Genomic DNA, 23,842 nt, shown 5'->3' on the forward strand with positions numbered 1-23,842 from the left:
CCCTTGTGCATGTCGAAGGACACGCCGTTGAGCGCGACGATGCCGCCGAACACGACGCTGACGTCGCGAACCGCAAGCAGGGGCTGTCCATCGACCGAATTCAACCGGGTCATAATGGATCGCCTTCATGCGATCGACAACTGTCCGGCCCCCACGCGCCAAACGGTGGCGGTCCCTCTACCCATCGCAACATTCTCCCTCCCCTTCGCAATCATCCGGTTTCACTCGGGGCTTCGAGTTTGAAGTCCCTTGTAAGCATGATCGGCGCTGGCAATGCTGATCTCAGCAGATTCCAATAGATCGCCTCGTCACCGCACTAGACGCGGAAGACCGTCGTCGATGCTCCCCCATCGACGGCAAGGACCTGGCCCGTGATGAAGCTGGCTTCGTCGCTGGCAAGAAAGAGGCACGCTGCGGCAACCTCGTCTGCGAGCCCCGCGCGGCGGAGAGGCGTCGATTGAACGGAGTACTTTCTGAATTCAGCACTGTCGCGCAGACGTGCTTCGGTGCGCGGCGTTTCGATGATGCCGGGCGCAACCACGTTCACGCGGACGTCGAAGGCGGCGCAATCGTGTGCCATCTGTCTGCTCAATCCGATGACGCCTGCCTTGGTTGCGGCATAGGAGGTGTTGTTGGGAAATCCCAGCATGCCCTGCACCGACGATATGTTGACTATCGACGCGGTCATCTTTTTCGAGCGGCACAATTGCAGGAAGGGCCGCGAAATGCGCAAGACGCTCTTGAGATTGGTATCGACGATGCGATCGAATTCATCGTCGGTCGTATCGTAGACACCAGTCGTGCCGGCGATACCCACATTGTTCACCAGCACATTGGGGCAGTTCGAGATCCTGGCCGCGGCCTCAAGGATCACTTCACCTGAGCCAGCTCGGCTGACGTCGACTACCACAGCAATTGCAGTTGCTCCCGCCGCTTTACAAAGCTCGGCGGTTTCTTCGAGGCCTTCGGACAGGCCGGCCGCGATCACCGACGCGCCCTCCTGTGCGAAGCGAACAGCCGTGGCGCGGCCGATACCAGATCCCGCACCGGTCACGATGGCTGACTTCCCAGAAAGCCTATCTCTCATCTCTCCCTCCACCGCATAATGTGTGACGCGCCGTGCCCTGAATCACGAAGAGAGCCGGGTCGCTGCTTTGTTCTTCTGCAACCGAGATAGGGCGCGAGCCTGTTGCTTTCGTCCTAATCAACGCTGACGGAGCCCGCCGCACCAAGGGCATTGGTGAACTACAGCAGCTTGGGCCTGCTCCGAGACTTGGAGACCGACGAAAGCGTCAACGACAAAATGCCTGATCGCTGCGCAAGATACGTGTAACCTTGCTTGGTAAATTCCAATGCCAGCGCATCCTCGAGCAAACCAAGCCGCGCCGACCAACGGTACGTGATCGCGCGCAGCGAGGAGACGATCTCACGTCCGCGTTCGAAAATGGCGACCAAAACCTCGGCTCGCGCAAGAGCCGAGGCGATCACCAACTCAACAGGATCCGCACCGACGATCGCTACGCTGTCCATGGCTGCCACGTTCACTCCTGGAGGCTCTTGCTTGACCGTCACAGTAGGCGACCAACCGTGCGCAAGAAATGCCACGGCCGAAAGAGAGTCTTGCGCAATCTGGAACTATCATTCACGCGAGAGTGGTGCCGGCGCGCCCGATCGTCCGTCTGATTTTTGCGCGTGATTCTCGCGCGGTCGGCACCCCCTGCGCGCGCACAGAAGCAACAATCACACTACTGGCTGCGTCACCAACGCTACCGGCTTTTGCTTGGCTTCGACCGGATAGGGTCCGAGGGAGAGAAAGATCACGGCAGGGACGATCTGCAATGCCGCCAACATCAGCAGAGGCGTGATGGCGCTGTTAGAGACAGCCATGACATATGCGAACACTGCGGGTCCGATGGTACCTCCGCCAAAAAACATCGTCAGAAACCAGCCATAAATCCTGGCGACCGCAAGTGTACCGAAAAAGCGGCCGGCCAGATATGGCATCAGATCGGTCTCACCGCCGATCGCCATGCCTCCGATGAACGCCCCGACGTAGATCAACGCCGGCGCGTCAGTCATGGCATAGATGACATAGCAGGAGGCCGTGAGCAGAAGTGCAACGACGCCGATGATCGACCCATGGATTTTGTCCAGCAGGTAGCCGAAAGTGATGCGTCCGAGCAGCATGGCGATTCCCGTGATGGCCACAACCTTGGCCACCTGAGCCGGGGCCGCCCCCGCGGTCTTGGTAAGAATGAACGTCATGTTGGCCGCGATTGCATAGGTCGACATACCCATGATCCCAAAACACACGGCGAGCTTCCAGAACGCACCGGGGCGAAGAATCTCGCGGAGCTCCAGCCCGGCGACCTCCAGCCTCGTCGTTGCGACATTACCGGCCGGCTCAGCCCCGTCGGGAAGCAACCCATAAGGTGTGGGGCTGTTTTTGACCAGAAGCGCGACCAGCGGCAAGCAAACCAGCAGCTGAACGGCAGCGACCGCAAGCAGCGCAGCAGACCAGCCGAACTGCGCGATGATCATCTGGATCATGACCGGCATCAAGAACGCACCGATCGCCTGCGAGCTGGCGGCAAGGCCCAGCGCCCTCCCGCGCTTGCGATCGAACCACAGCGAGATGGCGCGCGCATAAGACGGTACGTTGGTGCCGGCGCTGACCAGACTCATTAATGCCAACGTCAGATACATCTGGTTCAGCGAATTGCCGATTTGGCTCAACATGGCCAGCGAGATCGCAAATAGGACGATGCTGATCATGGCAACTTTTCGCGTTCCCCAGCGGTCGAGGAACCAGCCGAGGATCGGCGACATTATGGCCTGTACCAGTAGAAATATCCCAGCGGCCTTGGCAAGCTCGGTCTGCGCCCAGCCGAACCGCTGGGCCCATGCGCCGGCCAATAAGGCAAAGCTTGCTGCGAAGAAAACTATCGAGCCAAATCCGATGCCGGCCGCCGACCCCACGACGACCTTCCAGCCCGGAAACAATCCACGCTTTGCCATGACGATTCCCCCTCGATTCCATTTTCAAACGGGTTTCACGGTGCGCGCATCGTCATGCCCATTCCGCAGATCGATCTGTCCTTCGAAGGCAGAGGCGAACCAGTTCACCCGTTTACCTTCAATGCGGTGAGCAGGGCGGTGAGGTCCGAAGCCTGATCTAGCCCCTCCACTGCCGTGATGAGCGCTTCGGCTAGGGTTGGATCAATCGGGTCGATCAGGGCGTGTGTCTTCGCGACCACCTCGGCATGCGTCATCGGCTGCACGGCCGAGCCCTTGGCGAGCGTCGGATTCCCCGCGGGGGTGTCGATAATCGTACCGTCGGAGAGCTCGATATGCAGTCGAGGGCCGTCTTCCAGGCCGATCGACTTGTCCAGGGTAAAGGTGATCCTGTCGAATACACTGCGTACCTCGGGCTCGTTGAGCCTCGGCGGCTCAAACTGGCCGAGGCCGGCCTCGCCACTAATCAGCGTCACGCTCACCGCATAGGGCAGGCTGAACTGCGCGTCGAAGACTGTCTCGATCGGATAGACATCGATCATATCGTAGGCGGTCTGCCCAGCGGTGATGTCGACGCGCTTTACATTGTTCGCCCGCAGGCCGTGGCTGCTCATCAGCCCGAGCACCGTGTCGATCGTGGAGTGACTGCCGCGGCAACAGGCGTAGGGCTTGAGGTAGGAAGAGGCGACGTTGAGGTTGACGCCGAGACCAGCCAGCGCTTTCTCCCGGAATCCCGTGCCATCGTTGTAGGTGGTGAAGAGCCCACCGAACTTCGACTCGAAGATCCTGTGCGGACCGGTAATGCCACCCTGGGCAAGCAGGGCTGCATTCACACCGGTCTCGCACGCCTTTCCGGGATGAAGGCGCTTTGTCATCGCGCCGTCGTCGATGAATGCCCACACGCCACCGGTAAAGGAGCCCGCGATGCCTAGCGCATTTGCAAACTTCTCGGCGTCCAGCCCGAGTACCTTGGCTGCGGCTGCCGCTGCGCCGAGGCTTCCCATCGTGCCCGACGAGTGCCAGCCCCGACCTGTATGCACCGCGAAGCCGCCGATCGCGAGCAGCGAGCGATATCCGACGTCGTACCCGGCAATCGTCGCGAGCAGGAAATCCCGCCCTGAGGCGCCCGCCGACTCGGCAACTGCCAGAGCAGCCGGAATAACGGTCGATCCGGCATGTCCTGCCCCGCCGCCATCGTCAAAGTCACGGGCATGCGCCGATGTGCCATTCGCGAGCGCGGCCTGGGAAAGCGGCAGTCGATCCGGCGTGCCCCACACTGTCGCGCCAGCTTGTCGCCCATTCGCCATGGTGAGTACGCGGATGACACTGGCAGCTTCCGACGTCCGCGCGCCCGCGAGAGCAACGGAGAGAGTATCAAGGACGTGATCCTTGATGCCGGCGATGTCCGCTTCGGGGATGTCAGCCCAGGTCAGCCCCGACCACAGCGCCGCGAAATGCTCGGTCAAGGTGCCGATGCCGTCGGTGTCAAATGCCATGGTTGCCTCTCCAGGGCGAGCGTTAGGCTGGCTTTGAGCCAGCAGTGAGTTCCTGAAGGATTGCGGCAGTGTGCTCGCCCAACTGCGGAACCGGTCCCATCCGAGCCTCCCAGCGATTGCTGCGCCCCGGCGGAAGGAGGGCGGGAATCTCGCCGGCCGGACTGTCGACGGAGCGCCAGCGGTCGCGGGCTCGCAACTGTGGGTGCTGCCACAACCCCGCCATGTCATTGACCGACGCATTGGCGATGCCTGCCTTGTCGAGGCGTTCGAGCACCTCGGCACGGTCCAGCGACTTGAACTTGTCGAGGATGATGGCGTCCAGCGCCTGCCGGTTGGCGTTGCGCCGCGTATTGCTGTCAAAGCGCTCGTCCAATGCCAGCGCCTCATCGTCGAGAACGTCCGCGCAGAAGGCGCTCCACTCCCGCTCGTTTTGCAGGCCCAGCATGACCGTGCCATCGCCCCCGGTCGCGAATGGCCCATAAGGGTAGATGCTGGCGTGCGATGCCCCTGCCCGCAAGGGCGGCGATGCGCCATCGAACGCGTAATACAACGGATAACCCATCCACTCGGTCAGCGCCTCCAGCATGGACAGGTCGATGTGCGCCCCTTCGCCGGTTTTATTGCGCAACAACAGCGCGGAAAGGATGTTGCTGTAGGCGTACATGCCGGCGGCGATGTCAGCGATCGAGTTGCCGGCCTTGCTGGGCGTATCGGGCGTGCCGGTAATGGAGAGAAAGCCTGCCTCGCTCTGGATCAGCAGGTCGTAGGCCTTCTTGTCGCGGTAGGGGCCGTCGCCACCGTAGCCCGAGATATCGCACACGATGAGCCGGGGATGCGCGACGTGCAGCGAGGCGTAATCGAGCCCCATGCGCGCCGTGGCGCCGGGCGCCAGATTCTGCACCAGCACGTCTGCCTGGCCCACCAGGGCCTTCAAGGCCGACAGCCCCTCCGGGTCCTTGAGGTCCAGGATCAAGCTTTCCTTGCTGCGGTTGGTCCAGACGAAGTGCGACGCCTCGCCACGGACCCGATCGTCGTAGGCGCGGGCGAAGTCGCCCGTGCCGGGCCGTTCGACCTTGATGACGCGTGCCCCGATGTCCGCGAGCTGGCGCGTGCAGAAAGGCGCTGCGATGGCGTGCTCGAGGGATACGACTGTGATGCCTTCCAGCGGCAATGACATTAAAGGAAACTCCGGCGTTCTAAGTCAGGGCCGCGGTTGCCTGCATGGTCAGCCAACCCTCATGATCAGCCGCCCATAGGCCAACCGAGCGCCCGTCTGGGGACGGCGCGCCATTCAGGCTGAACGATTTCCCGTCGAACGTGGGACGAACAGCTTTGAACTGGAAGCTGGCAATTTCCCGGTTAGGCGCCTGGCGTCGCACCAAATCGATCAGAAGCGTTGCGATGAGCGGTCCGTGAACCACCAAGCCAGGGTACCCTTCAACCTTCGTCACGTAATCGCGGTCATAGTGGATGCGATGTCCGTTGAACGTCAGGGCCGAGTAGCGGAACAGAAGAACATCGTCCGGCTCGACATTGCGCTGCCAAGGGGGGCCAGCCTGTGCTGGCGTTGGAGCGGGCTCCGCATCGCCGGGGCGCTTCGCTTCACGATAAACGATGTCGTGAAACTCGGTAATCGCTGGTCCAGTGTGACCAGCGCGAAAGAGTTCATGGCGCACCTTCACGAACACCAGACGACCGGTGCGCCCATCCTTGATGGCGACATCGTCGATCGTCGACACCCGTTTGACCTGGTCGCCTACTCTCAGCGGCGCATGGAATTCAAACTGACCGCCCGCCCACATCCGACGCTGTAGCGGCACCGGCGGCAAGAAGCCGCCTCGGCGGGCATGGCCGTCCGGCCCCAGTTCGCTTTGCCGGTGAGCGGGAAGAAAATACAGCCAATGCCACAGCGGTGGAAGCCGCATCCCCTCGGATATCTCGATCTCCGGGAGATCCAACGTCGCGTTGAGCGCCCGAACCGGCGCTCGCGTGATCTCATCATTGAGAGTCTCGCTCCGTCCGATCCATTGGCGTAGATGCGAAAGATCAGTCATTGCGTCGCTCATTTCCTACCGTGCCTCCTGAAAAAGTTCGGCTACAGAAATGATCACGCCGCAACTTCAACTCGCCTTGAAAGCCAGTCACGCAGGCTCGCTGCCACCATCTCCGGAACTTCGACCGTCGAAAGGTGCCCGCAAGGGAAAATTTCCAATTCCGCCCCTGGTACTGATCGCGCGATTTCATTGGCGAGGCTCGGTGCTGAAATGCGGTCTTCATCACCTGCTATGACGAGGGCCGGCACCGCAATCTGCCGCAGCTTGCTGCGTTGATCCAGGCGATCGAGTACAGCCTGTTGTTGCCGCAAATACCCGTCTCGGCCAACGGTGCGAGTCATTGCAGCGGCGAGGGTCGCGAGCTCCGCCTTACCTCCAGCGACGATCTCCCCGAGCTTGTCCGCGACCGTGTCGAACAGACCACGCTTGGCGTCCTCGAGAAACGTAGTTGAGCGTTGCAGCTGAAGCGGAGACGCGGGTCTCGCATTCGTATTCACAAGGGCCGCTCCCGCCAAGCGGGTATCGCCACGTAGCGCGACCTCCAGCGCCACGTACCCACCCATCGAAATGCCGGCAATCACAAATTTGTCGGGAGCATCCGCCAGAATCTCGTCAGCAAAGTCGGCGATCGATGTGCCGCTGCACCGGGCAATGGTTGGCTCGACGATGTCGGAAAGCCGGTCAATGACGGGCTGCCACAGGCGTCCATCGGCCGCCAATCCAGGAACGAAAATAACCTGATGTTTGCTCAAGAGATGCTCCATGTCATATTCGGGAGCCTCAGGCTGCGCACTATCAAGGAACGGTTCGCGCGATCCAGAGGCGAATGTTTAGATCGGTTGGAAGAACTCAAATGGTCTCGCGCTGCGAAGCCTTCTTAAGCGGGACTGGCGGCTCAGAACTCATCCGGGACGTCAGCATCAACCGTTCGACCAACGTTGCCTTATCGGCGGCAAGGCTTCGAATCCTCGCCATATCGGCAGCGCGCTGCGCCGGATCGCTGGTATCGAAGATCATGCGCTTGTTCTCCGATGCCGCAGGTGAGACGATCTCCAGAAAGACGCGACGACGGTCTTCCGCATACTTGTCGAGCACCTCATCGCCCGCACTGCCTTGCACCACGGCGGCAAGAGCTTTGTAGAGGACGTACACGTCGAACAGCCCACCAACGAGGCCGTAGCCACCGCTGGGATTGGTCGCATGCGCAGCATCGCCCGCGAGCAGCACCCGTCCAACGCGAAACGTCGTGGCCGCGCGTTGGTGCATTCGATAGGGTGAATAGGCGTGCAGCGTATAATCCTTCGCGGCCGGGACAATCACCTTCAAGAACTCACTGATACGCTCCGGGATGCCATCCTCCGGCAGGTTCAAGTCCTCGCTGTAGGTACATCGCCAGAGATCATTTTGATCCAGCTTGACGATGATGGCCCCATAGGTCGAATCGATCAAAAAGGTCGTTCGGGCAAAACCGTACTTGGCAAAATCGAGATGGAGATTGGCCGCGACAAAACGCTTCGGCCAAGTCATGCCCTCGAATTCCAGGCCCAGCCTGCCTCGAACCGCACTGCCAGCACCATCGGCTCCGATAAGCCAGCCACTGCGGAACTTGAGCTCTCCGTCAGGTCCAGTGGCTGCAACCGACACGCCCTCGGCATCCTGCTCGATGTCCGTGACGTTGACGCCCCAGTGAACAGTCACATTCGGGTAGGCCGCGAGCCTTCGCAGCGCAATCTCCGCGAGCCGATGCTGACCGAGGTGAAGGTTGTATGGAAACTTCGTGAGACCTTCCAACACATCCAGGCTGAAATCGATTCGTTCACCGGTCGCAAACTCGATATAGCTGTAGTCCTGCTTCGAGAAACCGAGCTGGAGCGCCTCGTCCAGCAGACCCAACTCCGACAAGCCTTCAAGACAGGACCAGTGGTACGTGATTGCGCGCGGCGACGCGACGATGCCCTTCGCCCGCTCCAACACGCTGACGGTGATTCCGGACTTCGCCAATCCGAGTGCAGCAATCAGCCCGACAGGGCCAGCGCCGACGATTGTGACGGCCTCTGTAGAGGTCATGATTATCCTTTTCCCCTTTGGTATTCGTTATGAACCAAGTCCTTCTACGGAGTTTGCGCGACGCCGACGTCGCGAACCCACGAGCAGATGTGTCGAGAGCCACGCGTCATGAGTCCTCTCGAGAGACGAGCGAACTGACCACCTGCCAGCTCAGCTCACTCTTCAGCATCGTTCGGATCTTGACGAAGTCGGCACGACGCTCGAACGCCAACACGCCAGTGACGATCTCGCCCCGCCTGTACAGGAAAAGGGAGCCACCCGAATTTCGACTCTCGGCGACCTCTTCATCGCCTGCGCGATGGCCAGCAAACTGGATCCGCACGCCATGCTGATCCGACCAGAAGTATGGAATGTTTGCGCAGACCTCTAGCGGCGATCCAAGAATGTCATTTGCGGCGTTGACGCCGGCGACACGCCCCTGCTCTGCTGCATTGGTCCAGTGTTCAACCCTCATATCGGCACCCCAACGCCGGTTCGGCCACCGGACCGCATCGCCCGCCGCGAACACGTGATCGGCCGCCCGCAGCGTGCCGTCACAGACAATGCCGTTCTCAAGGCGCAAGCCCGACCTTTTCAACCACTCGGTCGAAGGCCTAACGCCCACGCCGACGACAATCACGTCGGCAGGGACTTTGGTTCCGTCGCTCAGCTTCAATACGCGACTGCCGTTGCCTTGCTGCACGACATCGGTCACCTGCTCTCCAAAGTGGAGCTCGATGCCGGCTCCTCGGTGAAGCGCCTCGTAACTTCTGAATACGGCATCGCCGAACCTGCCCAACGGCTTTCGCGCAAGATCGACAAGCGCGACCTGTCGTCCTTCGTTCGCCACCATTGACGCCAATTCACCGCCGATGAAGCCCGCACCTACTATGGCCACGGACTTCAGAGGATCGGCGAGTGCACGACGAAAAGATATAGCGTCTTCGTAACGTCTGAGCGAGAACACATCCGGCAAGCCGGACAATGCAGGCGGCATGACCGCCTCGCAGCCCGTGGCAACCACGAGCGACCGATACTGAAGCGCCCCGGACGAATGGCGTATCGTCCTTCCCTCGACATCCAGCTCCTCGGCCCTCGTACCGAGCATGAAGTTGACGCCGTGGCTCTTCAGGTCGTTGACGGCCGGATAAATCAGTGCGTCGAGCAACAGCGGTTTCGTCAGGCCTACTTTCGACAGAGGAGGACGCTCGTATGGAGGATACGTCTCGTCACTGATCATCGCGATGGTGAGGTCGGGGGCATGGCGAGCGACCGTCTGCGCCGCTCGTAACCCAGCGATCGACCCACCGACAATTGCTACGTCACAAGACGTCTGCGGCATCGCCGTATTCATTTCCTCAGATCGACGGCAAGCGACTTTACAAGCCACCGGCCGCCAACCTGCGCGACCTCCGTCGCGTCGTCGACGACGACCGAGTTCGGGTAATGCGTTGCGAGATAGCGGACGACTTCCTCCATCTCGACCCGCGCCAGGCTCTGGCCCAGGCATCCGTGCGCACCCGTACTGAACGTGAGCGGTTGATTTCTCTCTCTATGCAGATCGAACTCGCCAGGCCGCTCGAAACGCTCCGGATCACGGTTGGCCGACCAGATAGCGACGTGAACGTCCGTGCCTTGAGGGATCACCGTTCCGTCGAGATCAATGCTTTCCGTAGCAATCCTGCTCACGATGCCGGGTCTGGGAAAGAGCCTTGTCGCCTCGACGACCGCCGCGGGGATCAACGATGCATCGTTTCTGATCCTCGACCAGATGTCGCGATTGCGCAGGAGAGCCCAGACCGTAAGGCCGATCTGATGCGAGGTGTTGACCGAACTGGCCTCGAGCATGGCTGTCGCCTCGTTCAGGAGTTCCTCCGGCGAGAGCTTACCTGCCTCCTGCTCCCTGATGAGAAAGGAAAGCATATCGCTGCCGAGGCCATCCGCTTTCTTGCGGGCGAACAGATTCCGCAGGTAGTCGAAGAGCTCGTCGTACGCCGCCAAGATCATGGGCGCGAGGCTCCGGTCTCGGCTGAGGAGCGACAACGTGCGCGCTGAAAGGCTCGCAACTTTCGGGGCGTCGCTCGTCGGGGCACCGGCCAGGTGACAGTAGATGCGCGCGGGAATGGGATCTGCAACGGCCGTATGGAAAGGCACTTGACCGCTCATGCCATGCATGATGTCCCCCAGGATATCCCTGAGAACGTCCCTGATAGCCTCCACGGTATTGGGCCCCATGAAGCGGGCCAGGGGTGCCCTAAGCCGCATATGTTGCGGCCCTTCCGCCATGAGGACGCTTCGGGCACGGAATTCGTGCACGGGCCCGGTCGTAATACCGAACTGCTCCATGAGATCGAGGGCCGCATTTCTGAACCGCGAGTCGCGCAGCACGCGCGCGGCGAGTGCGTAGCTGAGCACGACATATCCCGCCGACCCGAAGCCCAGTGGCTTGCCCTCGATCGCTCCACCCATGTGCGGCTGCGGCTCCGCCGAGAACGGCTCGACGGCTGGCAGCGCATCCGACCCGCGCGAGATTGCCCCCATCGGACAGCACAAGATCACTTCCTCGACCTCGTCCTTGCGATTTTCCTCGACCTCGCTCTTGAGCAGCTTCAAGGTGCCGTCTCCGCCGATCTCGAAGACATCCGGCATGAGCGCCGCGCACGAACCATTGGCATCGCACCTGGCGAAATCCACCTTGATCTTGATCATCGCGACGAGCCTCCCAACTCAAGCAAGCGCCCCTCTTGGGCTAAGCCTGCATAAAATGTCTTCTGGTTTTCGGCGGCATGAGATCTGGTCATCAGCATCTCCCGTTATTGTCGGCAAGGCACTCTCAGCCCGTTCCGCGTGCATCCTCGAGGGAGTCATTGCTTCATCCCCTTCCCACGAGGAGTATCGAGCGCATGTCTGAGATCAGCCGGCACCTTGGGGTAACCCCATCGCCGTCCGGTGCGCAGCATGGATCCTTGATAAGCTCGTACGAGCATCTCGGTATGCGTCAGCGTAAGAGCAGTCGCATCCATTACTGCGACACGGTCCAGCTCCCGAATGCCCAGGTGAGCGGCCAGTTCGTTCAGCACGCCCTCCCCTGGAATAATGACGTCCGCCCCGGCCTCGATTACCTTGCGCGCGGCGATCTCAAAGGCCGCTCTGACCTTCCCGGGTTCGTCAAAGGCGCGCTGTAGATCGAATTCATTGAAGGCCGGATCGAGGCTGACGATCTCCGCGACCCGCGTATTCAGTTGGTGGCGGTCCACACCCTCTCTCAGCATCCGCGCACCCGCCGGCGAGATTGTCACGATGCCGATCAGCGGGGCAACCGAACAGCCGGCCAAGAGACAGCTCTCCATCATCGACGTGACCGGGATATCGAGCGCCGCTCGAGCTTCGCGCAGCGCGGGCTCGGCAAACGAAGCGATCATGACGGCATCGAATCCCTCGGCCTCGGCACGTTCGACCTGCGCAAGCACGACATCCGCAACACGGCTCCTCTCGCGCGGATATTCGAGAGCCTGCGCGGGAGACGAGGATCCGTAGGTCCCGATCGGCACCCCATGCAGGACGACCTCGACACCCGGCCCCGCAACGGCCGCGAAGCGGCGCGATAGCGATTCCGCATAGTGAGGAAGTGCTTCGAGTTCTGTGACGGACTGGTGCCAAATGCGCATCTTATCGCTCGCTTCACGCCCACTCGTCAGCCCATCAACTTGCGCGAAAGGCAAAGGCCCTCAGCTCGGTGAGGCTGCCTGCAAGAGACGTGGTCATCCCTTTTGTTTGCTCCCTAGCGTGCGCAACTCTAGTCGCGCACTCCCCTTCAAGAAATGCTTCCATTGCAAGACATTCTTTCTCGACTTGAACGAATGCGAGAGAGCGCGGCGCGCAAGTTTGCCGCGTGCCGATTGCGCACAAAGGCTCAATCAAGCCTAACCGCCTCATGGATGCTGGTCATGATCCGTGGCGCGACCACCCAATCCGTGTTCACGCGTAATCGAGCCGTGCGAGGTGCGTGAAGGAAGTCACGACACCTCGAAGCACGTCGTCAGCAATTGCCGGCTCGCAGCTGCTTCTAGAGCAGCTCGCTCGCGCCTGGTGGACTGCACGAATGCATCATTTCATCCACTTCTGCTCGAACTGCTGCTCGGCAAAGTGCTTAAGGACGAAGTCCACGAATATGCGGATTCTGGCAGGCTGGTGTTTGCGCGTATGGTAGGCGATGTTGATAGTCATAGGATCCAACTTCCATCCTTCGAGAACCGGCAGAAGCCGCCCTGCCTGAAGGTCATCATAAATCGTGTACATTGGTTGGATGAGTATCCCACCGTGAGCGAGTGCGGCCGCGCAAAGCACGCGCCCCTCGGTGGATTGAATTGCCGGAACCAGGCGTACGGTTTCCTTTTTATCCCCGCGCGAAAATCGAAACGGCTCTGGTCCGCGAGCGAACCCATATAGAAGCAAGGGATGACAGTGGAGATCCTTCGGTTCGGAGGGTCTACCGTGCTCCTTCAAATACTTTGGAGAAGCCACCGGCAGATAACGCGTTCGCGCCAATTTGCGAACCGTCGTGCTCGAGTCCCGTTCGAATGGCCGCGTCCGAATGGCGATATCTACGCCTGGATCGATCACATTTTGATAGTGATTGGCCGCCATCAAATGAACGGAGATGCCGGGGTAAAGGCGCTGAAACTGCGGCAATATGGGTGCGAGGTGCATCATTCCGAACGACGGCGAACTCGTGACGGAAAGCACGCCTGACGGTCGCTTCGTGGAGTCGGCGGCCTCTGCGTCTGCCTCGGCGAGTTCGGCCAACAGCTCTGCACAACGTTGATAGTAGCTCCGGCCCGCATCGGTCAGCCAAAGCCGTCGCGTCGTCCTCTCCAGCAGCCGAGTCCCAAGCCGCTTCTCGAGCGAACTGAGACAGCGGCTCGCGCTTGGATCAGACAAGCCCAACTTTTCCGCGGCACGTGTAATGCTGCCGAGCTCAACCGCTCGAACAAACATTTCCAATTCCGTCAACCGATCCACTGAACTCCCTCCCCAATCGATATCTTATCGCAATTATCTTTGAGAGCGGCGGCAACACCACGAGCGACAAAATCAGTCGATCCCGGCGTCAACGCTGCGAAAGCTTAGGCACCCTCTATCTTTCGTCTTTTTCCAATGGCGAACCTCACACCTGACTGGCCCTTTCCATATCTCACTCCGGAGTAAACAGTACTCTGGGCGACCCGACTCCCCGCAGCGTGAACGCGCCAAGGTTTGTGAGCCGCTGCGAGCAACGCTTTGCGAACTCGTCGGAGATGAGGACATGGAGCCCAAGCTCATCACATAGCTTTTCAATGCGGCTGACCTCGTTCACCGCACGTCCAATCACCGTGAAATCAAGTCGCCGCGAGGTGCCGACATTGCCGTAGACCACTTCGCCGAAATGAAGGGCCACATCGAGCACCAATTGTGGCTCTCTAGCCTGCTTGCGCCTCGCATTCACTGCGTCGTTCCGTCTTAGCGCCTCCATGGCGGTCGAGAAGGCCGCTTCGCAAGCTTCGCATCGCGAGCCGGTTCGGGACATGGCTGGAAAAACCGCGAGAAGACCGTCGCCGAGAAATTTCAGGATCTCGCCTCCATTCTCGATCACCGGATCGCCGATTGCCTCCAAATGCTCATTGAGCCAGCGGACAACGTCCATCGCATCTTCCCGGTCCGTAACCGTCGTGAAGCCCGACAGATCTGCAAGAACGATGGCAGCTTCAATCACTTGGCCCCGACCGCGGATGATCTCACCTGCCAGAACCTTCGCGCCGGTCATACGACCGAGATAGCTGTCGAGCGATTGCGTCGCCGTGATCAGAAGAATTTGACGATAGATCGCAAGGCCGAGTGCTGGAACGATCTCTCGAAAGCGCTCCAGATCATTGTCCTGAAAGCCTCCCACGCGATCCGTCGCGATCGAAATCGCGGTGCCACTTACGGAGGTCGCTGGCGAGAAGTCGACCAGGAACATGGCGTATTCCGTGCCACCTTGCGAGCGGAGGCCATTCAACAGGGGATGGACCTCGCATCCCTCCTCATTTTCGATCATCCATCGCCCGAATGAGACGCCTTGCGATTGCAACGCGAATACGGGGCTATGCCGGAACTTCTCATCGGTCTCGGCGCCGTGAGCAGCTGTCTCGACTTTGATTGTACTGTCGCGCCACCAATGCAACGCCGCTCCCCGAAACTGCGGATCAATAGTAGGGACCGCGACACTGACATGCCAAAGAGGTACATCATGGCGCACCAAGGTTTGGCAGACTCCGTCGAGCAGTAGCTCGGGGGAATCGCTGCTGGTCGCGCTCCGTACGATCCAATCCGCGAGATCGGTGATCTTATCCGGAGGATTGAGCATCATGAATGGCCTCGCTCCAATGCGATCTCGAGCAGATGTCGCGCGCCCTTAGGTGCCAACCCCCTGGGATCCAAGCACCGGAGCGGCATTGGCCGGTTCGCCCAGCGGCTCGTCGACATCCGATTGCGCCTTATCGGGGGGAGCCGGAACGCGAAACCAGGTCACGTAAAGCGCCGGCAGAAAAAACAGTGTCAGGAAGGTTGCTGCAATGATGCCGCCGATCATCGACAGGGCCATCGGTCCCCAGAACACCTGCGGCGCGATCGGAATCATGCCAAGACTGGCCGCCGCTGCCGTGAGCAGGATCGGCCGCATGCGGTGCTGCGTCGCCAGCATGACCGCCGTCCAGGGATCATGGCCTTCCAGCGCCTCGTCGATCTGCGCCATCAGGATGATCGAATTGCGAATGATGATTCCGATCAGCGCCAGGGTGCCGAGGATCGCGACGAATCCCATCGGTTTCCCCGACACGAGCAGGGCGGTTACGACTCCGATCAGACCGAGCGGCGCCACGCTCACGACGAGGAACATCTTCTGAATACTCTGGAGCTGAACCATGATGAAGAATGCCATCGTCAGCAGCATCAGCGGCACGACCGCAACCAGCGGCGCCTGTCCCTTCGCACTCTCCTCCACCGCTCCCCCGGTGGCGATCTTCATCGGCACCGGCAGGCTCTTGGCGAAGGCGTCCATCGCCGGCGCAAGCTGCTGAACGACGGTAGCCGGTTGCGTCGCATCGCGGATGGTGCCTCGGACCGTAATGGTCGGGGCACGATCTCGCCGCCACACGATCGGCTGCTCGAGATCGTAGCGGAGCGTCGCGAAAGACAGGAGCGGCACGACCTGCCCGTTGCCGGTTGGAATCTGCAACCCTTGCAGCGTTTCGATCCGGCTTCGCTCGTCATTGCCGGCCCGGCCGACGATGTCGACGAGATAGATGCTGTCGCGGATCTGCGTGATTGAGGTTCCACCGACCATGCCATTCAGGATCGCGGCAATATCGGCGGAGTTGATTCCGAGTTGCCGCGCCTTGTCCTGAGCGATGTCGATGCGCACGACCTTGCCTGGCTCGTTCCAGTCGAAGGTCGGGGGATCCAGGTGCGCGTTCTCGCTCATGATCCTGGCGACCTCCAGCGCTTTGGCGCGCAACTGCTGGATATCGGGTCCGCTGATGCGGTACTGTACAGGACGGCCGACCGGAGGCCCAAGATCGAGCGGATGGACGAAGAAATTGATGCCGACGAACTGATCGGCCGCAGTCTTGCGCATTCGCTCCTCAACCCTGTTGCGCGCTTCAAGGGACTTGGTGACGACCACGATCTGCCCGAAATAGTTGAAGGCCAGTTGCTGGTCGAGCGGCAGGTAGAACCGGATCGCGCCTTGTCCGACATAGGAGCTCCAACTCGCGATGTCCGGATCGCCGGCGAGCGACTTCTCGAACCGATCCATCTGCGCTTTTGTCTCCAGAATGGTACTGCCCTGCGGCAACGTCACGTCGACCAGCAATTCCGGCCGATCGGATGACGGGAAGAACTGTTGCTGGACGAATCCCATGCCCACGATCGCCGCGGCAAGAAGGCCGATGCTTCCGCCGATGGTGACCCAGCGAAAGCGCATCGCGGCCTGAAGCATGGCGGCGAAGTATCGTGACACGCGGTCCTGAGTCGCATGGCCATGACGCTTCATGGTCCTCGGCAAGATCTTCACGCCGATCAGTGGCGCGAACAGCACCGCGACCAGCCAGCTTATCAGCAATGACGCCGCGATCACGACGAACAGCGTGAAGGTGTATTCGCCCGCCGAGGAACCATTGAAACCGATCGGGATGAAGCCCGCAACCGTCACCAGCGTGCCCGTCAACATGGGAAAGGCGGTCGACGTGTAGGCGAATGTCGCCGCACTGCGCAGGTCATCTCCAAGCTCGAGGCGATGGACCATCATCTCGACCGTGATCATGGCATCGTCGACCAGAAGCCCGAGCGCGATGATGAGCGCGCCGAGGGAAATCCGCTGCAACGTCACGCCGAAATACTGCATGACCACGAACACGAGCGCCAGCACGAGTGGGATCGAGAACGAGACCACCAGTCCCGCCCTGAGCCCCAGGCTGATCAGGCTCACCACCAGCACAATGGCGACGGCTTCCACCAGCGCCTCCGTAAAGCCTCCGACGGCCTCTTCCACCACTTTCGGCTGATCGGAAACGAGATGGACCTCCACGCCGACGGGAAGCGTCGCAAGGATTTCCTGCATCTTCGCCTTCAGCGCTTCGCCGAACTGCAATACGTTGCCGGAGCGGACCATAGCGATGCCGAGCCCGATCGCCGGCTTGCCGTCGACGCGAAACAGCGGGTCGGGAGGGTCGCGATAGCCGCGGCTGATGGTGGCGACGTCGCTGAGCGGGAAGAAGCGGTTGTCGATGCGCAGGTTGATGCCGCGAAGGGTTTGTTCAGAGACGAATTGACCACTGACGCGCAGGGAGACCTGCTCCGGCCCCGCCTGCACCACTCCCGATGGCTGCACGGCATTCTGGTTCTGCAGCGTCGCGATCAGCGACTGCATGTTGAGGCCGAGAGCCGCCAGCTTGCGCGTCGATATATCGAGATAGACCACCTCGTCCTGCGCGCCGATCACCGTGATCTTGCCGACGCCCGGCACGCTCAGGATTTCCGAGCGCATCCTCTCGACATAGTCGCGCAGTTGCCGCTGGGTGACCCCGTCGGACGTGAACGCATATATATTGCCGAACACATCGCCAAACTCGTCATTGAAGGATGGCGCGCCGGCGCCCGAGGGCATCGTGTATTGAATGTCCTGGATATGCTTGCGCACCTGATAGAACTGCCACGGCACGTCCTTCGGCTTGGTGGTGTCCTTCAGGTTCACCAATACGGTCGCCTGACCGGGCGTGGTGTAGCTCTTGACGTAGTCCACCGCGTCGATCTGCTTGACTTCCTTTTCGATCCGCTCGGTGACCTGGTTCAGCATGTCGCCCACGGTTGCGCCGGGCCATTTCTGCTGGATCACCATGGTCTTGATCGTAAAGGGAGGGTCTTCCTCGCGCCCGAGGCTGCGATAGGCCAGCAAACCCGCGATGGCGGACACGACCATCAGAAACCAGACGAACGAGCGGTGCCTGAGGGCCCATTCCGACAGATTGAAGGACGTCACGGCTGATCCTCTTGCAGCAATTTCACGGATTGTCCCTCGAAAAGGGAATGCGCGCCTGCGATGACGACGCGGTCGCCGGACGTCAGTCCGAACGTGACGGCAGCGCGGTCGCCGTTGCGGGCGCCGACGGTGACCGGACGCAGGCTCGCCTTGCTGTCGGCTCCCACGATCCAGATGTTGTCGCGGCCGTTCCGATTTAGGATCGCGCCGGGTGGGATATCGATATGCACATCCTCCGGCCTGGCGACGGCAAGGCTGATCGTGGTGCCAAGCCGAAATGCGTCGGGCGGATCTTCGAGCGTGAAGCGGATTCGCCGCGTTCGGGTGGTTGTATCCGATTGCGGTGCGATCTCCCGGACGATCGCCCGGGCCCTGACGCTGCTCTGAACGAGAAGAGAGACCTGGAAGGTCGATCCTGGAACGAGACGGTCGATGCGGTCGTCCGGAATGTCGAACACGCCATCGCGAATCTCCGGACGCGCGATGGTGACGACCGTCTGTCCGAGCGACACCACCTGTCCGACCTCGGCAGACCAGGACACAACGACGCCGTCATAGCTGCAGTTCAATGACGTGTAACCGAGTTGCTCGACGGCCTTTTGCAGGCTTGCCTCGGCCTGGGTAACGCGCGCCTGTGCGGTCTGCTCACTTGCCGTTGCCGTGTCGAGGTCCACCTGAGTGCCGCTGCCTGTCTTGGCCAAGGCGCGCTTTCGCTCCAGCGTGGCTTCCGCGTTGGCGAGGACCGCCCGGGCATTGACGATGTTGGCCTGCGCGGACACAACGGCCAGCCGGGCCACGGTCGGATCGAGCGACCCAAGCTTCTGCCCCTTGGTGACGACGTCGCCGACGTTGACGTCGCGCGCGATCATTCTGCCGATCGTTTGAAACCCAAGCTCGGCCTGATAGCGAGGCTGCACCGTGCCAGTGAAGTAGTCCACGGTGCCGGACACCGGCTGCACGAGCTTGCTAAGCACGGGACGAAGCACTGGTGCCTCGGACGACTTCTTTTCGCATCCGGAGAACACCGCGAGGCAGGCGACGGCAATGAGCCGCGAAGCGACAGAGGTCGAGCGCAAGCTCATGGCGCGGCTCCATCGACGGCAACTACGACCTGTTGCCCCGGATAGAGCAGTTGAACGCCCGACGTGACGACTCGCTCGCCCTCTTTGAGACCATCAGTCAAGGCCACCACACCGGTGAGATAGTCCTTCACGACAACCTCACGGAGCGAAACCGTGTTGACGGCGTCCAGCACCCAGACCGCAGGCTTGCCATTTGCGGAAAACATCGCGCTCCATGGGATGACGAAAGCCGGCGACGACTCCCAGCGCGCTCGTCCGATGACCGCCGAACCAAGCGTCATCCCCGGCGGAGTCTGCTCGATGCCAATCTTGACAGTTACGGTACCGGTGGTTTGATCAAGGATCGGGGATATCTCGCGTACGCTGCCCACTGCGGTGACGCCCGGCATTGATTGCAAGGTGATATCGACAGTCCTGTCGTTGGGCGGCTTGGTCAGCGCGACCTCTGGCACCTGGAAGACAGCATCGCGAGGACCATCCTCCGCGAGGGCGAAGACGGTCTGTCCGGACTGCACCACTTGACCGACTTCGATGGTTCGCGACACGATGACCCCGCCTCGCCCCACTGTCAGCTCCGAATAGGTGAGCCGTTCACGGGCCGTATTCAAAGCAGCTTGGGCGCTGTTGACCTGCGCCTCTCCGGTCCGAAGCGCCGCTACAGCCTGATCGAAGCGCTCGCGGGTCGTCGAGCCGCTGCTGAGCAGAGATTGCTGCCGGTCGAAGTTCTTCTGCGCCTCCGTCAGTTGGGCGTTGGCTGAATTCAGGGCCGCCTCGGCACTGACAAGATCAGCCTGCAACTCAGTTGGATCGAGAAGCGCGAGGATGTCGCCTGCATTGACATGCTGGCCGACCTCGACGTTCCGCCGTGTCACGCGCCCGCTGGTCTGGAAGGCGACATTCGACAAGACACGCGCCTGGATGGTCCCCGTGAGAGGCAGATCGGGGACCAGGTACTGTCGACGCGGCATTGCAGCGGCCACGCGTAGGAGTCCGGTGGGCTGATCGGCGGCACGCACCGCTCCATTCGCCAGCAGTGCAAGCGCCACAGATGCCATACAGACCTTCAGGCTCGCGCCGCGTCGCATGGCGAGTACATGCGGCTCATCGTCGTTGGTCGGCATACCCACAAGCCTCTGAATTATTGAACGTTTTCAGCGAAAAGGGACGTCGCCCCTCACCGTCATGGATGGTCCTGACGGCCGGTGGCGCTTCAGAACCATAAATTCAACATACGTTGAATATATTCAGGGATGGCGTTAGGGTCAAGCATGCAGCACGTGATGGAGGTGCTTTTGAAAACCCGTGAGGTGACGAGAACGCGTGGTCGGCCACGCAAGGGGACGGAACGCAACGAGGAGACACTTCTCGAGGCCGCCCTCGATGCCTTTGCCAAACATGGCTTTGACAAGACGAGCCTGCGCTCAATCGCAGCCGCGGCGAATATTGATGTGGCGCTGATTGCCTACCGGTACGGATCCAAGCTCGAATTGTGGAAGGCTGTGGTCGAAAGGTTCTCGCGCGAGACGATCGCTTCCCTAACATCGCTGCAAGTTGATCATGCCGATGTTTCAACGGGCAGCCGCCTTGAACTCGCCATCGAGCAATTGATCGCCCTGGCCTGCCAAAGGCCCCAATTCCCGCAGTTCATTGTCAAGGAGCTCGTCAAGGGCGAGGAGAGCGAGCAAGTGGCGCTGCTTCACAGCGCATTGACCGATCCGCTGCGTCAGATCCTGGTGCCCTTGATCGAGACCGCCCATCGCGAGGTCGGCGATCCCAGGTTTGATGCGAACTTCGCGTTCTTTGCTGCGATAGGCGCGATGGCGATGACGCTGGTTACTCGCGAGCAAATCGCGCGCTTTGTGCCGGCCGCCGGAAACGACGATCAGATGCGTCGGCGCCTCGTCACAGTCATGCGCGCGATCCTCTGCTCGTGAACATGATACGCCAGAGGAGCCGCATCGTGTCGGTTCGATATTCGCGTAGATGCTTGGCGTAAGCGCAGGGCGTTTGCCCTCGACACATCGACCCTTCATTTCGATCGCAATCGAAGGATGGCGCTCTGCATCCCGAAAGCGCCTCACCGTCTCGACACTCCCTGCTTACTGACGGCGGGATGAAAGATCCTCGTCATTGACGGAAGCCCTTTGGGCAGTGGCGCAGTCGAAATCGCTTGCAGTTCAACAAATCATATATGATTCGACTAATAATATATAATTCCACGGCCTGTCAGGGGTGCGCCTCGCTCCGATGGCTTAGGTCGCATGGGTACGGCCATGCGTTCCGTCAAATGCAACGGGAGGAGCGATTGGATGGTCTCCATAGCGTTTGGTTCGCGACGTTCGGGCAAGCTCGTCGATTCTACCTTTGCGAGCTTTTCCTTGTGGAACAATCTTCACGCAATCGCATGGACCCGCTCCCGGCCTCCATAGGCAGCGGACGCATCGGCTTTGGCAGATCCGCAGGCGCCGCCTCGGTATTCGTCCCCAAGTTGGAGAGCCCTCACCTGCGGCTCAGTCACGCGAACTTTTAAACGTCCGGCAACCAGCCGCCGTGATCGCTGCGGAGATGCGGTGATGATGATGAGAACTGCTTAGGAGGAGATACAATGTACCCCGGCAATCAGATCGACTGCTCCACGGGTTCTCCACCAGCCAGCGCTGTCCCATCCTGCAAAGTCAGCGAAGGGGCATCCGCAAATGCCGGTCCGCCTATCGGCGTTACGATCTCTGACGCCAGTTCGGCTCGTTCTGATCCTCCCTCCAGCGCCCGGTTCAAGGAAGCAATGGCTCGCTTCGCCACCGGCGTTACGGTCGTGACTTTTGACGCGGGCGGTGAACACGGGGGCCTTACGGCGAACGCGTTCATGTCGGTCTCCTTGGATCCGATGCTCGTCTTGGTTTCGATTCGAAAGGCATCACGATTCTGTACGCACGTTCGGAAGGGAGACCATTACGGCGTGAGCCTGCTCACTGGCGAACAACGAGAGATTTGCAACAAGTACGCGGGCAGACCCTTCCAGGGAAGCATTCTCCTCGAGGAAATGGATGGGATTCAAGTCGTTGCCGGCAGCCTCGCGCAGTTAGTCGCGCAGGTCGTCGACATCCATGAGGTTGGAGACCACCTGCTCTACATCGGGCAAGTCCGGACACTTGCTATCGCAAGCGGCAGCGATCCCCTCATCTACTTCAGTGGCGAATTTGGCGATTTCAGATCTCGCACGGGCGACGAGCGGCAATCGCTTCGGTTGTTCTGGCCCGACATGGCAGTCGAGTAAGAAGGGAAAGACGAAGATGTCCAACATCGAAGCAAAGAAAGTAACGGCTCGCACGGACGTAGATGAGGCGAATCTTCGCGAAGAGCTTACGGCCCGTGCTCGAGCACTGCTCCCAATCCTGAAGAAGAATGCGGCGGAGACCGACCGGAGCCGGAGGATTCCGCAGGAGAACATGGACGCCATCGAAAATGCGGGCCTTCTACGGATCCTTACGCCTGCCCGTCTCGGCGGCTACCAAAGCACCTTTCGTACGCGGCTGGATGTGATTTCAGCGATTGCCGAAGGCTGCGGCTCGACCGCATGGGTCTACTACATTCTGACCGATATGGGCTGGCTTGTCGGATGTCTTCCGGAGCGGGTCCAGCATGAAATCCTGGGGAAGAACCCGAACACAAAGATCATGGGCCAGGTGACCCCAGCGGGCTCCGCAAGGCGAGTCGACGGCGGCGTCATTTTGAACAGCAAATCGTACTATTCCACGGGAAGTCAGTTCGCTGATTGGGTTTTTGCCTCCTCTCTGGAAGTCGCGAGCAATGGCGAGATTGTGCAGCCAATCGCAATGCTCGTGCCAAAGAAGGACTACCGAATCGAGGACACCTGGCACGTTGCGGGCATGCGAGGGACGGCGAGCGCATGCACCATCATCGAAGACGCCTTTGTCCCCGATCATCTCGTGTTTCCGCTGATCGAATTCGCATCTGGCAATTATCCTAGCGAGTTCAAGGATGAGGTCATCTATCGCGGCTCCTTCGTCGCATCGCTAGGACTATCGACAGCTCCAACTCACATCGGCCTCGCTCGAGCGGCCCTAAATTACACGCTTGAAATGGCCGACAAGCGAGCGGTGCCTTTCTCGACCTATCTCAAGCAGACTCAATCCACCAGCTTTCAGATCACCGTGGCTCAGGCGGCGCTCAAGATTGAAGGCGCCCAGGCCCTGGCGGAGAAATGGCTGGAGTTTTTGGACCAAGCCGCACGCAGCAATCGGGCCCTGAGCCTTCTGGAACGCGCACGGATCCGCGCGATCTGCGGCCAGATATCCCGTGAAACAATCGCTGCCGTCGACTTGCTCTTGACAGCTCACGGCACCGGCTCGTTCGCGGAAACCAATCCGATGCAGCGAATTTGGCGGGATATCAACATCGTGGCGCGACATGGCTTCGTTTCGACAGCGTTGGGCGATGAAGTTCTTGGTCGAGCGCTGATCGGGGGGATCCGGCGCACCTTACCAACATGATTTGAGGCCAGATCGCATCAGCAGACTTCCTGCTGGCGGCCAATCGACAGACCCGTTGCGGGACATTCGAAAAAACAGGAGA

At 60.5% G+C, this 23,842-nt stretch carries 19 protein-coding genes and 1 pseudogene; 3 read left to right on the forward strand and 17 right to left on the reverse strand.

Annotation, left to right across the window (positions count from 1 at the left end; translation table 11 throughout):
- From livG to AXW67_RS05225, 17 genes and pseudogenes are all read right to left on the reverse strand, one after another.
- Nucleotides 1–113, reverse strand: a pseudogene (gene livG, locus AXW67_RS41605) (high-affinity branched-chain amino acid ABC transporter ATP-binding protein LivG); the annotation flags it as partial.
- Between the two features lie 203 nt (nucleotides 114–316).
- The gene (locus tag AXW67_RS05150; protein ID WP_063676987.1) at nucleotides 317–1,087 is read right to left on the reverse strand and encodes an SDR family NAD(P)-dependent oxidoreductase; all 771 of its coding nucleotides are present in this window, start codon (nucleotides 1,085–1,087) and stop codon (nucleotides 317–319) included.
- 158 nt (nucleotides 1,088–1,245) lie between these two features.
- Nucleotides 1,246–1,539 (reverse strand): hypothetical protein, encoded by a 294-nt coding sequence (locus AXW67_RS05155; RefSeq protein ID WP_145927430.1) that lies wholly within the window; start codon nucleotides 1,537–1,539, stop codon nucleotides 1,246–1,248.
- A gap of 201 nt (nucleotides 1,540–1,740) precedes the next feature.
- On the reverse strand, nucleotides 1,741–3,018 hold the full coding sequence (locus AXW67_RS05160; protein ID WP_063676989.1) for an MFS transporter: 1,278 nt from the start codon (nucleotides 3,016–3,018) through the stop codon (nucleotides 1,741–1,743).
- A 104-nt stretch (nucleotides 3,019–3,122) separates the two neighbouring features.
- A complete protein-coding gene (locus tag AXW67_RS05165; protein ID WP_063676990.1) occupies nucleotides 3,123–4,511 on the reverse strand; it encodes an MmgE/PrpD family protein in 1,389 nt (462 codons plus the stop codon).
- Nucleotides 4,512–4,533: 22 nt separating this feature from the next.
- Complete coding sequence (locus AXW67_RS05170; RefSeq protein ID WP_063676991.1) at nucleotides 4,534–5,688, reverse strand: CaiB/BaiF CoA transferase family protein; 1,155 nt, start codon at nucleotides 5,686–5,688, stop codon at nucleotides 4,534–4,536.
- Between the two features lie 19 nt (nucleotides 5,689–5,707).
- Complete coding sequence (locus tag AXW67_RS05175; RefSeq protein ID WP_063676992.1) at nucleotides 5,708–6,577, reverse strand: HTD2 family dehydratase; 870 nt, start codon at nucleotides 6,575–6,577, stop codon at nucleotides 5,708–5,710.
- A gap of 41 nt (nucleotides 6,578–6,618) precedes the next feature.
- Nucleotides 6,619–7,317, reverse strand: coding sequence for an alpha/beta fold hydrolase (locus AXW67_RS05180; RefSeq protein ID WP_063677076.1), 699 nt, complete (start codon nucleotides 7,315–7,317; stop codon nucleotides 6,619–6,621).
- A 97-nt stretch (nucleotides 7,318–7,414) separates the two neighbouring features.
- The gene (locus tag AXW67_RS05185; RefSeq protein WP_063676993.1) at nucleotides 7,415–8,632 is read right to left on the reverse strand and encodes an FAD-dependent oxidoreductase; all 1,218 of its coding nucleotides are present in this window, start codon (nucleotides 8,630–8,632) and stop codon (nucleotides 7,415–7,417) included.
- A 106-nt stretch (nucleotides 8,633–8,738) separates the two neighbouring features.
- Nucleotides 8,739–9,965, reverse strand: a complete 1,227-nt coding sequence (locus AXW67_RS05190) for an NAD(P)/FAD-dependent oxidoreductase (protein WP_201723634.1) — start codon at nucleotides 9,963–9,965, stop codon at nucleotides 8,739–8,741.
- The gene (locus AXW67_RS05195) at nucleotides 9,962–11,320 is read right to left on the reverse strand and encodes a cytochrome P450 (RefSeq protein ID WP_161491225.1); all 1,359 of its coding nucleotides are present in this window, start codon (nucleotides 11,318–11,320) and stop codon (nucleotides 9,962–9,964) included. The genes AXW67_RS05190 and AXW67_RS05195 overlap by 4 nt, the downstream gene beginning before the upstream one ends.
- Before the next feature lie 155 nt (nucleotides 11,321–11,475).
- Nucleotides 11,476–12,279 (reverse strand): aspartate/glutamate racemase family protein, encoded by an 804-nt coding sequence (locus AXW67_RS05200; RefSeq protein ID WP_063676994.1) that lies wholly within the window; start codon nucleotides 12,277–12,279, stop codon nucleotides 11,476–11,478.
- 439 nt (nucleotides 12,280–12,718) lie between these two features.
- Complete coding sequence (locus AXW67_RS05205) at nucleotides 12,719–13,633, reverse strand: LysR family transcriptional regulator (protein ID WP_063676995.1); 915 nt, start codon at nucleotides 13,631–13,633, stop codon at nucleotides 12,719–12,721.
- Between the two features lie 172 nt (nucleotides 13,634–13,805).
- Complete coding sequence (locus tag AXW67_RS05210; protein WP_063676996.1) at nucleotides 13,806–14,999, reverse strand: adenylate/guanylate cyclase domain-containing protein; 1,194 nt, start codon at nucleotides 14,997–14,999, stop codon at nucleotides 13,806–13,808.
- A gap of 45 nt (nucleotides 15,000–15,044) precedes the next feature.
- The gene (locus tag AXW67_RS05215) at nucleotides 15,045–18,167 is read right to left on the reverse strand and encodes an efflux RND transporter permease subunit (RefSeq protein WP_082907779.1); all 3,123 of its coding nucleotides are present in this window, start codon (nucleotides 18,165–18,167) and stop codon (nucleotides 15,045–15,047) included.
- The gene (locus AXW67_RS05220) at nucleotides 18,164–19,249 is read right to left on the reverse strand and encodes an efflux RND transporter periplasmic adaptor subunit (RefSeq protein ID WP_082907780.1); all 1,086 of its coding nucleotides are present in this window, start codon (nucleotides 19,247–19,249) and stop codon (nucleotides 18,164–18,166) included. The genes AXW67_RS05215 and AXW67_RS05220 overlap by 4 nt, the downstream gene beginning before the upstream one ends.
- Entirely contained in the window at nucleotides 19,246–20,370 is a 1,125-nt protein-coding gene (locus AXW67_RS05225; RefSeq protein WP_082907781.1) for an efflux RND transporter periplasmic adaptor subunit, read from the reverse strand. Before AXW67_RS05225 ends, AXW67_RS05220 begins: the two co-directional genes overlap by 4 nt.
- Before the next feature lie 147 nt (nucleotides 20,371–20,517).
- Between AXW67_RS05225 and AXW67_RS05230 the strand changes: the two genes are divergently transcribed.
- The 3 genes from AXW67_RS05230 to AXW67_RS05240 all read left to right on the forward strand — a co-directional run bounded on the left by AXW67_RS05230 (nucleotide 20,518) and on the right by AXW67_RS05240 (nucleotide 23,760).
- Nucleotides 20,518–21,183 carry a TetR/AcrR family transcriptional regulator gene (locus tag AXW67_RS05230; RefSeq protein ID WP_063676997.1) on the forward strand — a complete coding sequence of 222 codons (666 nt, stop codon included), beginning with the start codon at nucleotides 20,518–20,520 and terminating at the stop codon, nucleotides 21,181–21,183.
- Nucleotides 21,184–21,854: 671 nt separating this feature from the next.
- Nucleotides 21,855–22,523, forward strand: coding sequence for a flavin reductase family protein (locus tag AXW67_RS05235; protein ID WP_082907783.1), 669 nt, complete (start codon nucleotides 21,855–21,857; stop codon nucleotides 22,521–22,523).
- 16 nt (nucleotides 22,524–22,539) lie between these two features.
- Complete coding sequence (locus tag AXW67_RS05240) at nucleotides 22,540–23,760, forward strand: acyl-CoA dehydrogenase family protein (RefSeq protein ID WP_063676999.1); 1,221 nt, start codon at nucleotides 22,540–22,542, stop codon at nucleotides 23,758–23,760.
- Nucleotides 23,761–23,842 lie beyond the last annotated feature (82 nt).

This window comes from Bradyrhizobium neotropicale, from assembly GCF_001641695.1.
Classification (GTDB): domain Bacteria; phylum Pseudomonadota; class Alphaproteobacteria; order Rhizobiales; family Xanthobacteraceae; genus Bradyrhizobium; species Bradyrhizobium neotropicale.

What these genes read in the sequence shown, in the direction of transcription:
- AXW67_RS05150 (WP_063676987.1), bottom strand. Translation starts at nt 1,087, where the DNA reads ATGAGAGATAGGCTTTCTGGGAAGTCAGCCATCGTGACCGGTGCGGGA.
- AXW67_RS05160 (WP_063676989.1), bottom strand. Translation starts at nt 3,018, where the DNA reads ATGGCAAAGCGTGGATTGTTTCCGGGCTGGAAGGTCGTCGTGGGGTCG.
- AXW67_RS05165 (WP_063676990.1), bottom strand. Translation starts at nt 4,511, where the DNA reads ATGGCATTTGACACCGACGGCATCGGCACCTTGACCGAGCATTTCGCG.
- AXW67_RS05170 (WP_063676991.1), bottom strand. Translation starts at nt 5,688, where the DNA reads ATGTCATTGCCGCTGGAAGGCATCACAGTCGTATCCCTCGAGCACGCC.
- AXW67_RS05175 (WP_063676992.1), bottom strand. Translation starts at nt 6,577, where the DNA reads ATGAGCGACGCAATGACTGATCTTTCGCATCTACGCCAATGGATCGGA.
- AXW67_RS05185 (WP_063676993.1), bottom strand. Translation starts at nt 8,632, where the DNA reads ATGACCTCTACAGAGGCCGTCACAATCGTCGGCGCTGGCCCTGTCGGG.
- AXW67_RS05190 (WP_201723634.1), bottom strand. Translation starts at nt 9,965, where the DNA reads ATGAATACGGCGATGCCGCAGACGTCTTGTGACGTAGCAATTGTCGGT.
- AXW67_RS05195 (WP_161491225.1), bottom strand. Translation starts at nt 11,320, where the DNA reads ATGATCAAGATCAAGGTGGATTTCGCCAGGTGCGATGCCAATGGTTCG.
- AXW67_RS05200 (WP_063676994.1), bottom strand. Translation starts at nt 12,279, where the DNA reads ATGCGCATTTGGCACCAGTCCGTCACAGAACTCGAAGCACTTCCTCAC.
- AXW67_RS05210 (WP_063676996.1), bottom strand. Translation starts at nt 14,999, where the DNA reads ATGATGCTCAATCCTCCGGATAAGATCACCGATCTCGCGGATTGGATC.
- AXW67_RS05220 (WP_082907780.1), bottom strand. Translation starts at nt 19,249, where the DNA reads ATGAGCTTGCGCTCGACCTCTGTCGCTTCGCGGCTCATTGCCGTCGCC.
- AXW67_RS05225 (WP_082907781.1), bottom strand. Translation starts at nt 20,370, where the DNA reads ATGCCGACCAACGACGATGAGCCGCATGTACTCGCCATGCGACGCGGC.
- AXW67_RS05230 (WP_063676997.1), top strand. Translation starts at nt 20,518, where the DNA reads ATGCAGCACGTGATGGAGGTGCTTTTGAAAACCCGTGAGGTGACGAGA.
- AXW67_RS05235 (WP_082907783.1), top strand. Translation starts at nt 21,855, where the DNA reads ATGTACCCCGGCAATCAGATCGACTGCTCCACGGGTTCTCCACCAGCC.
- AXW67_RS05240 (WP_063676999.1), top strand. Translation starts at nt 22,540, where the DNA reads ATGTCCAACATCGAAGCAAAGAAAGTAACGGCTCGCACGGACGTAGAT.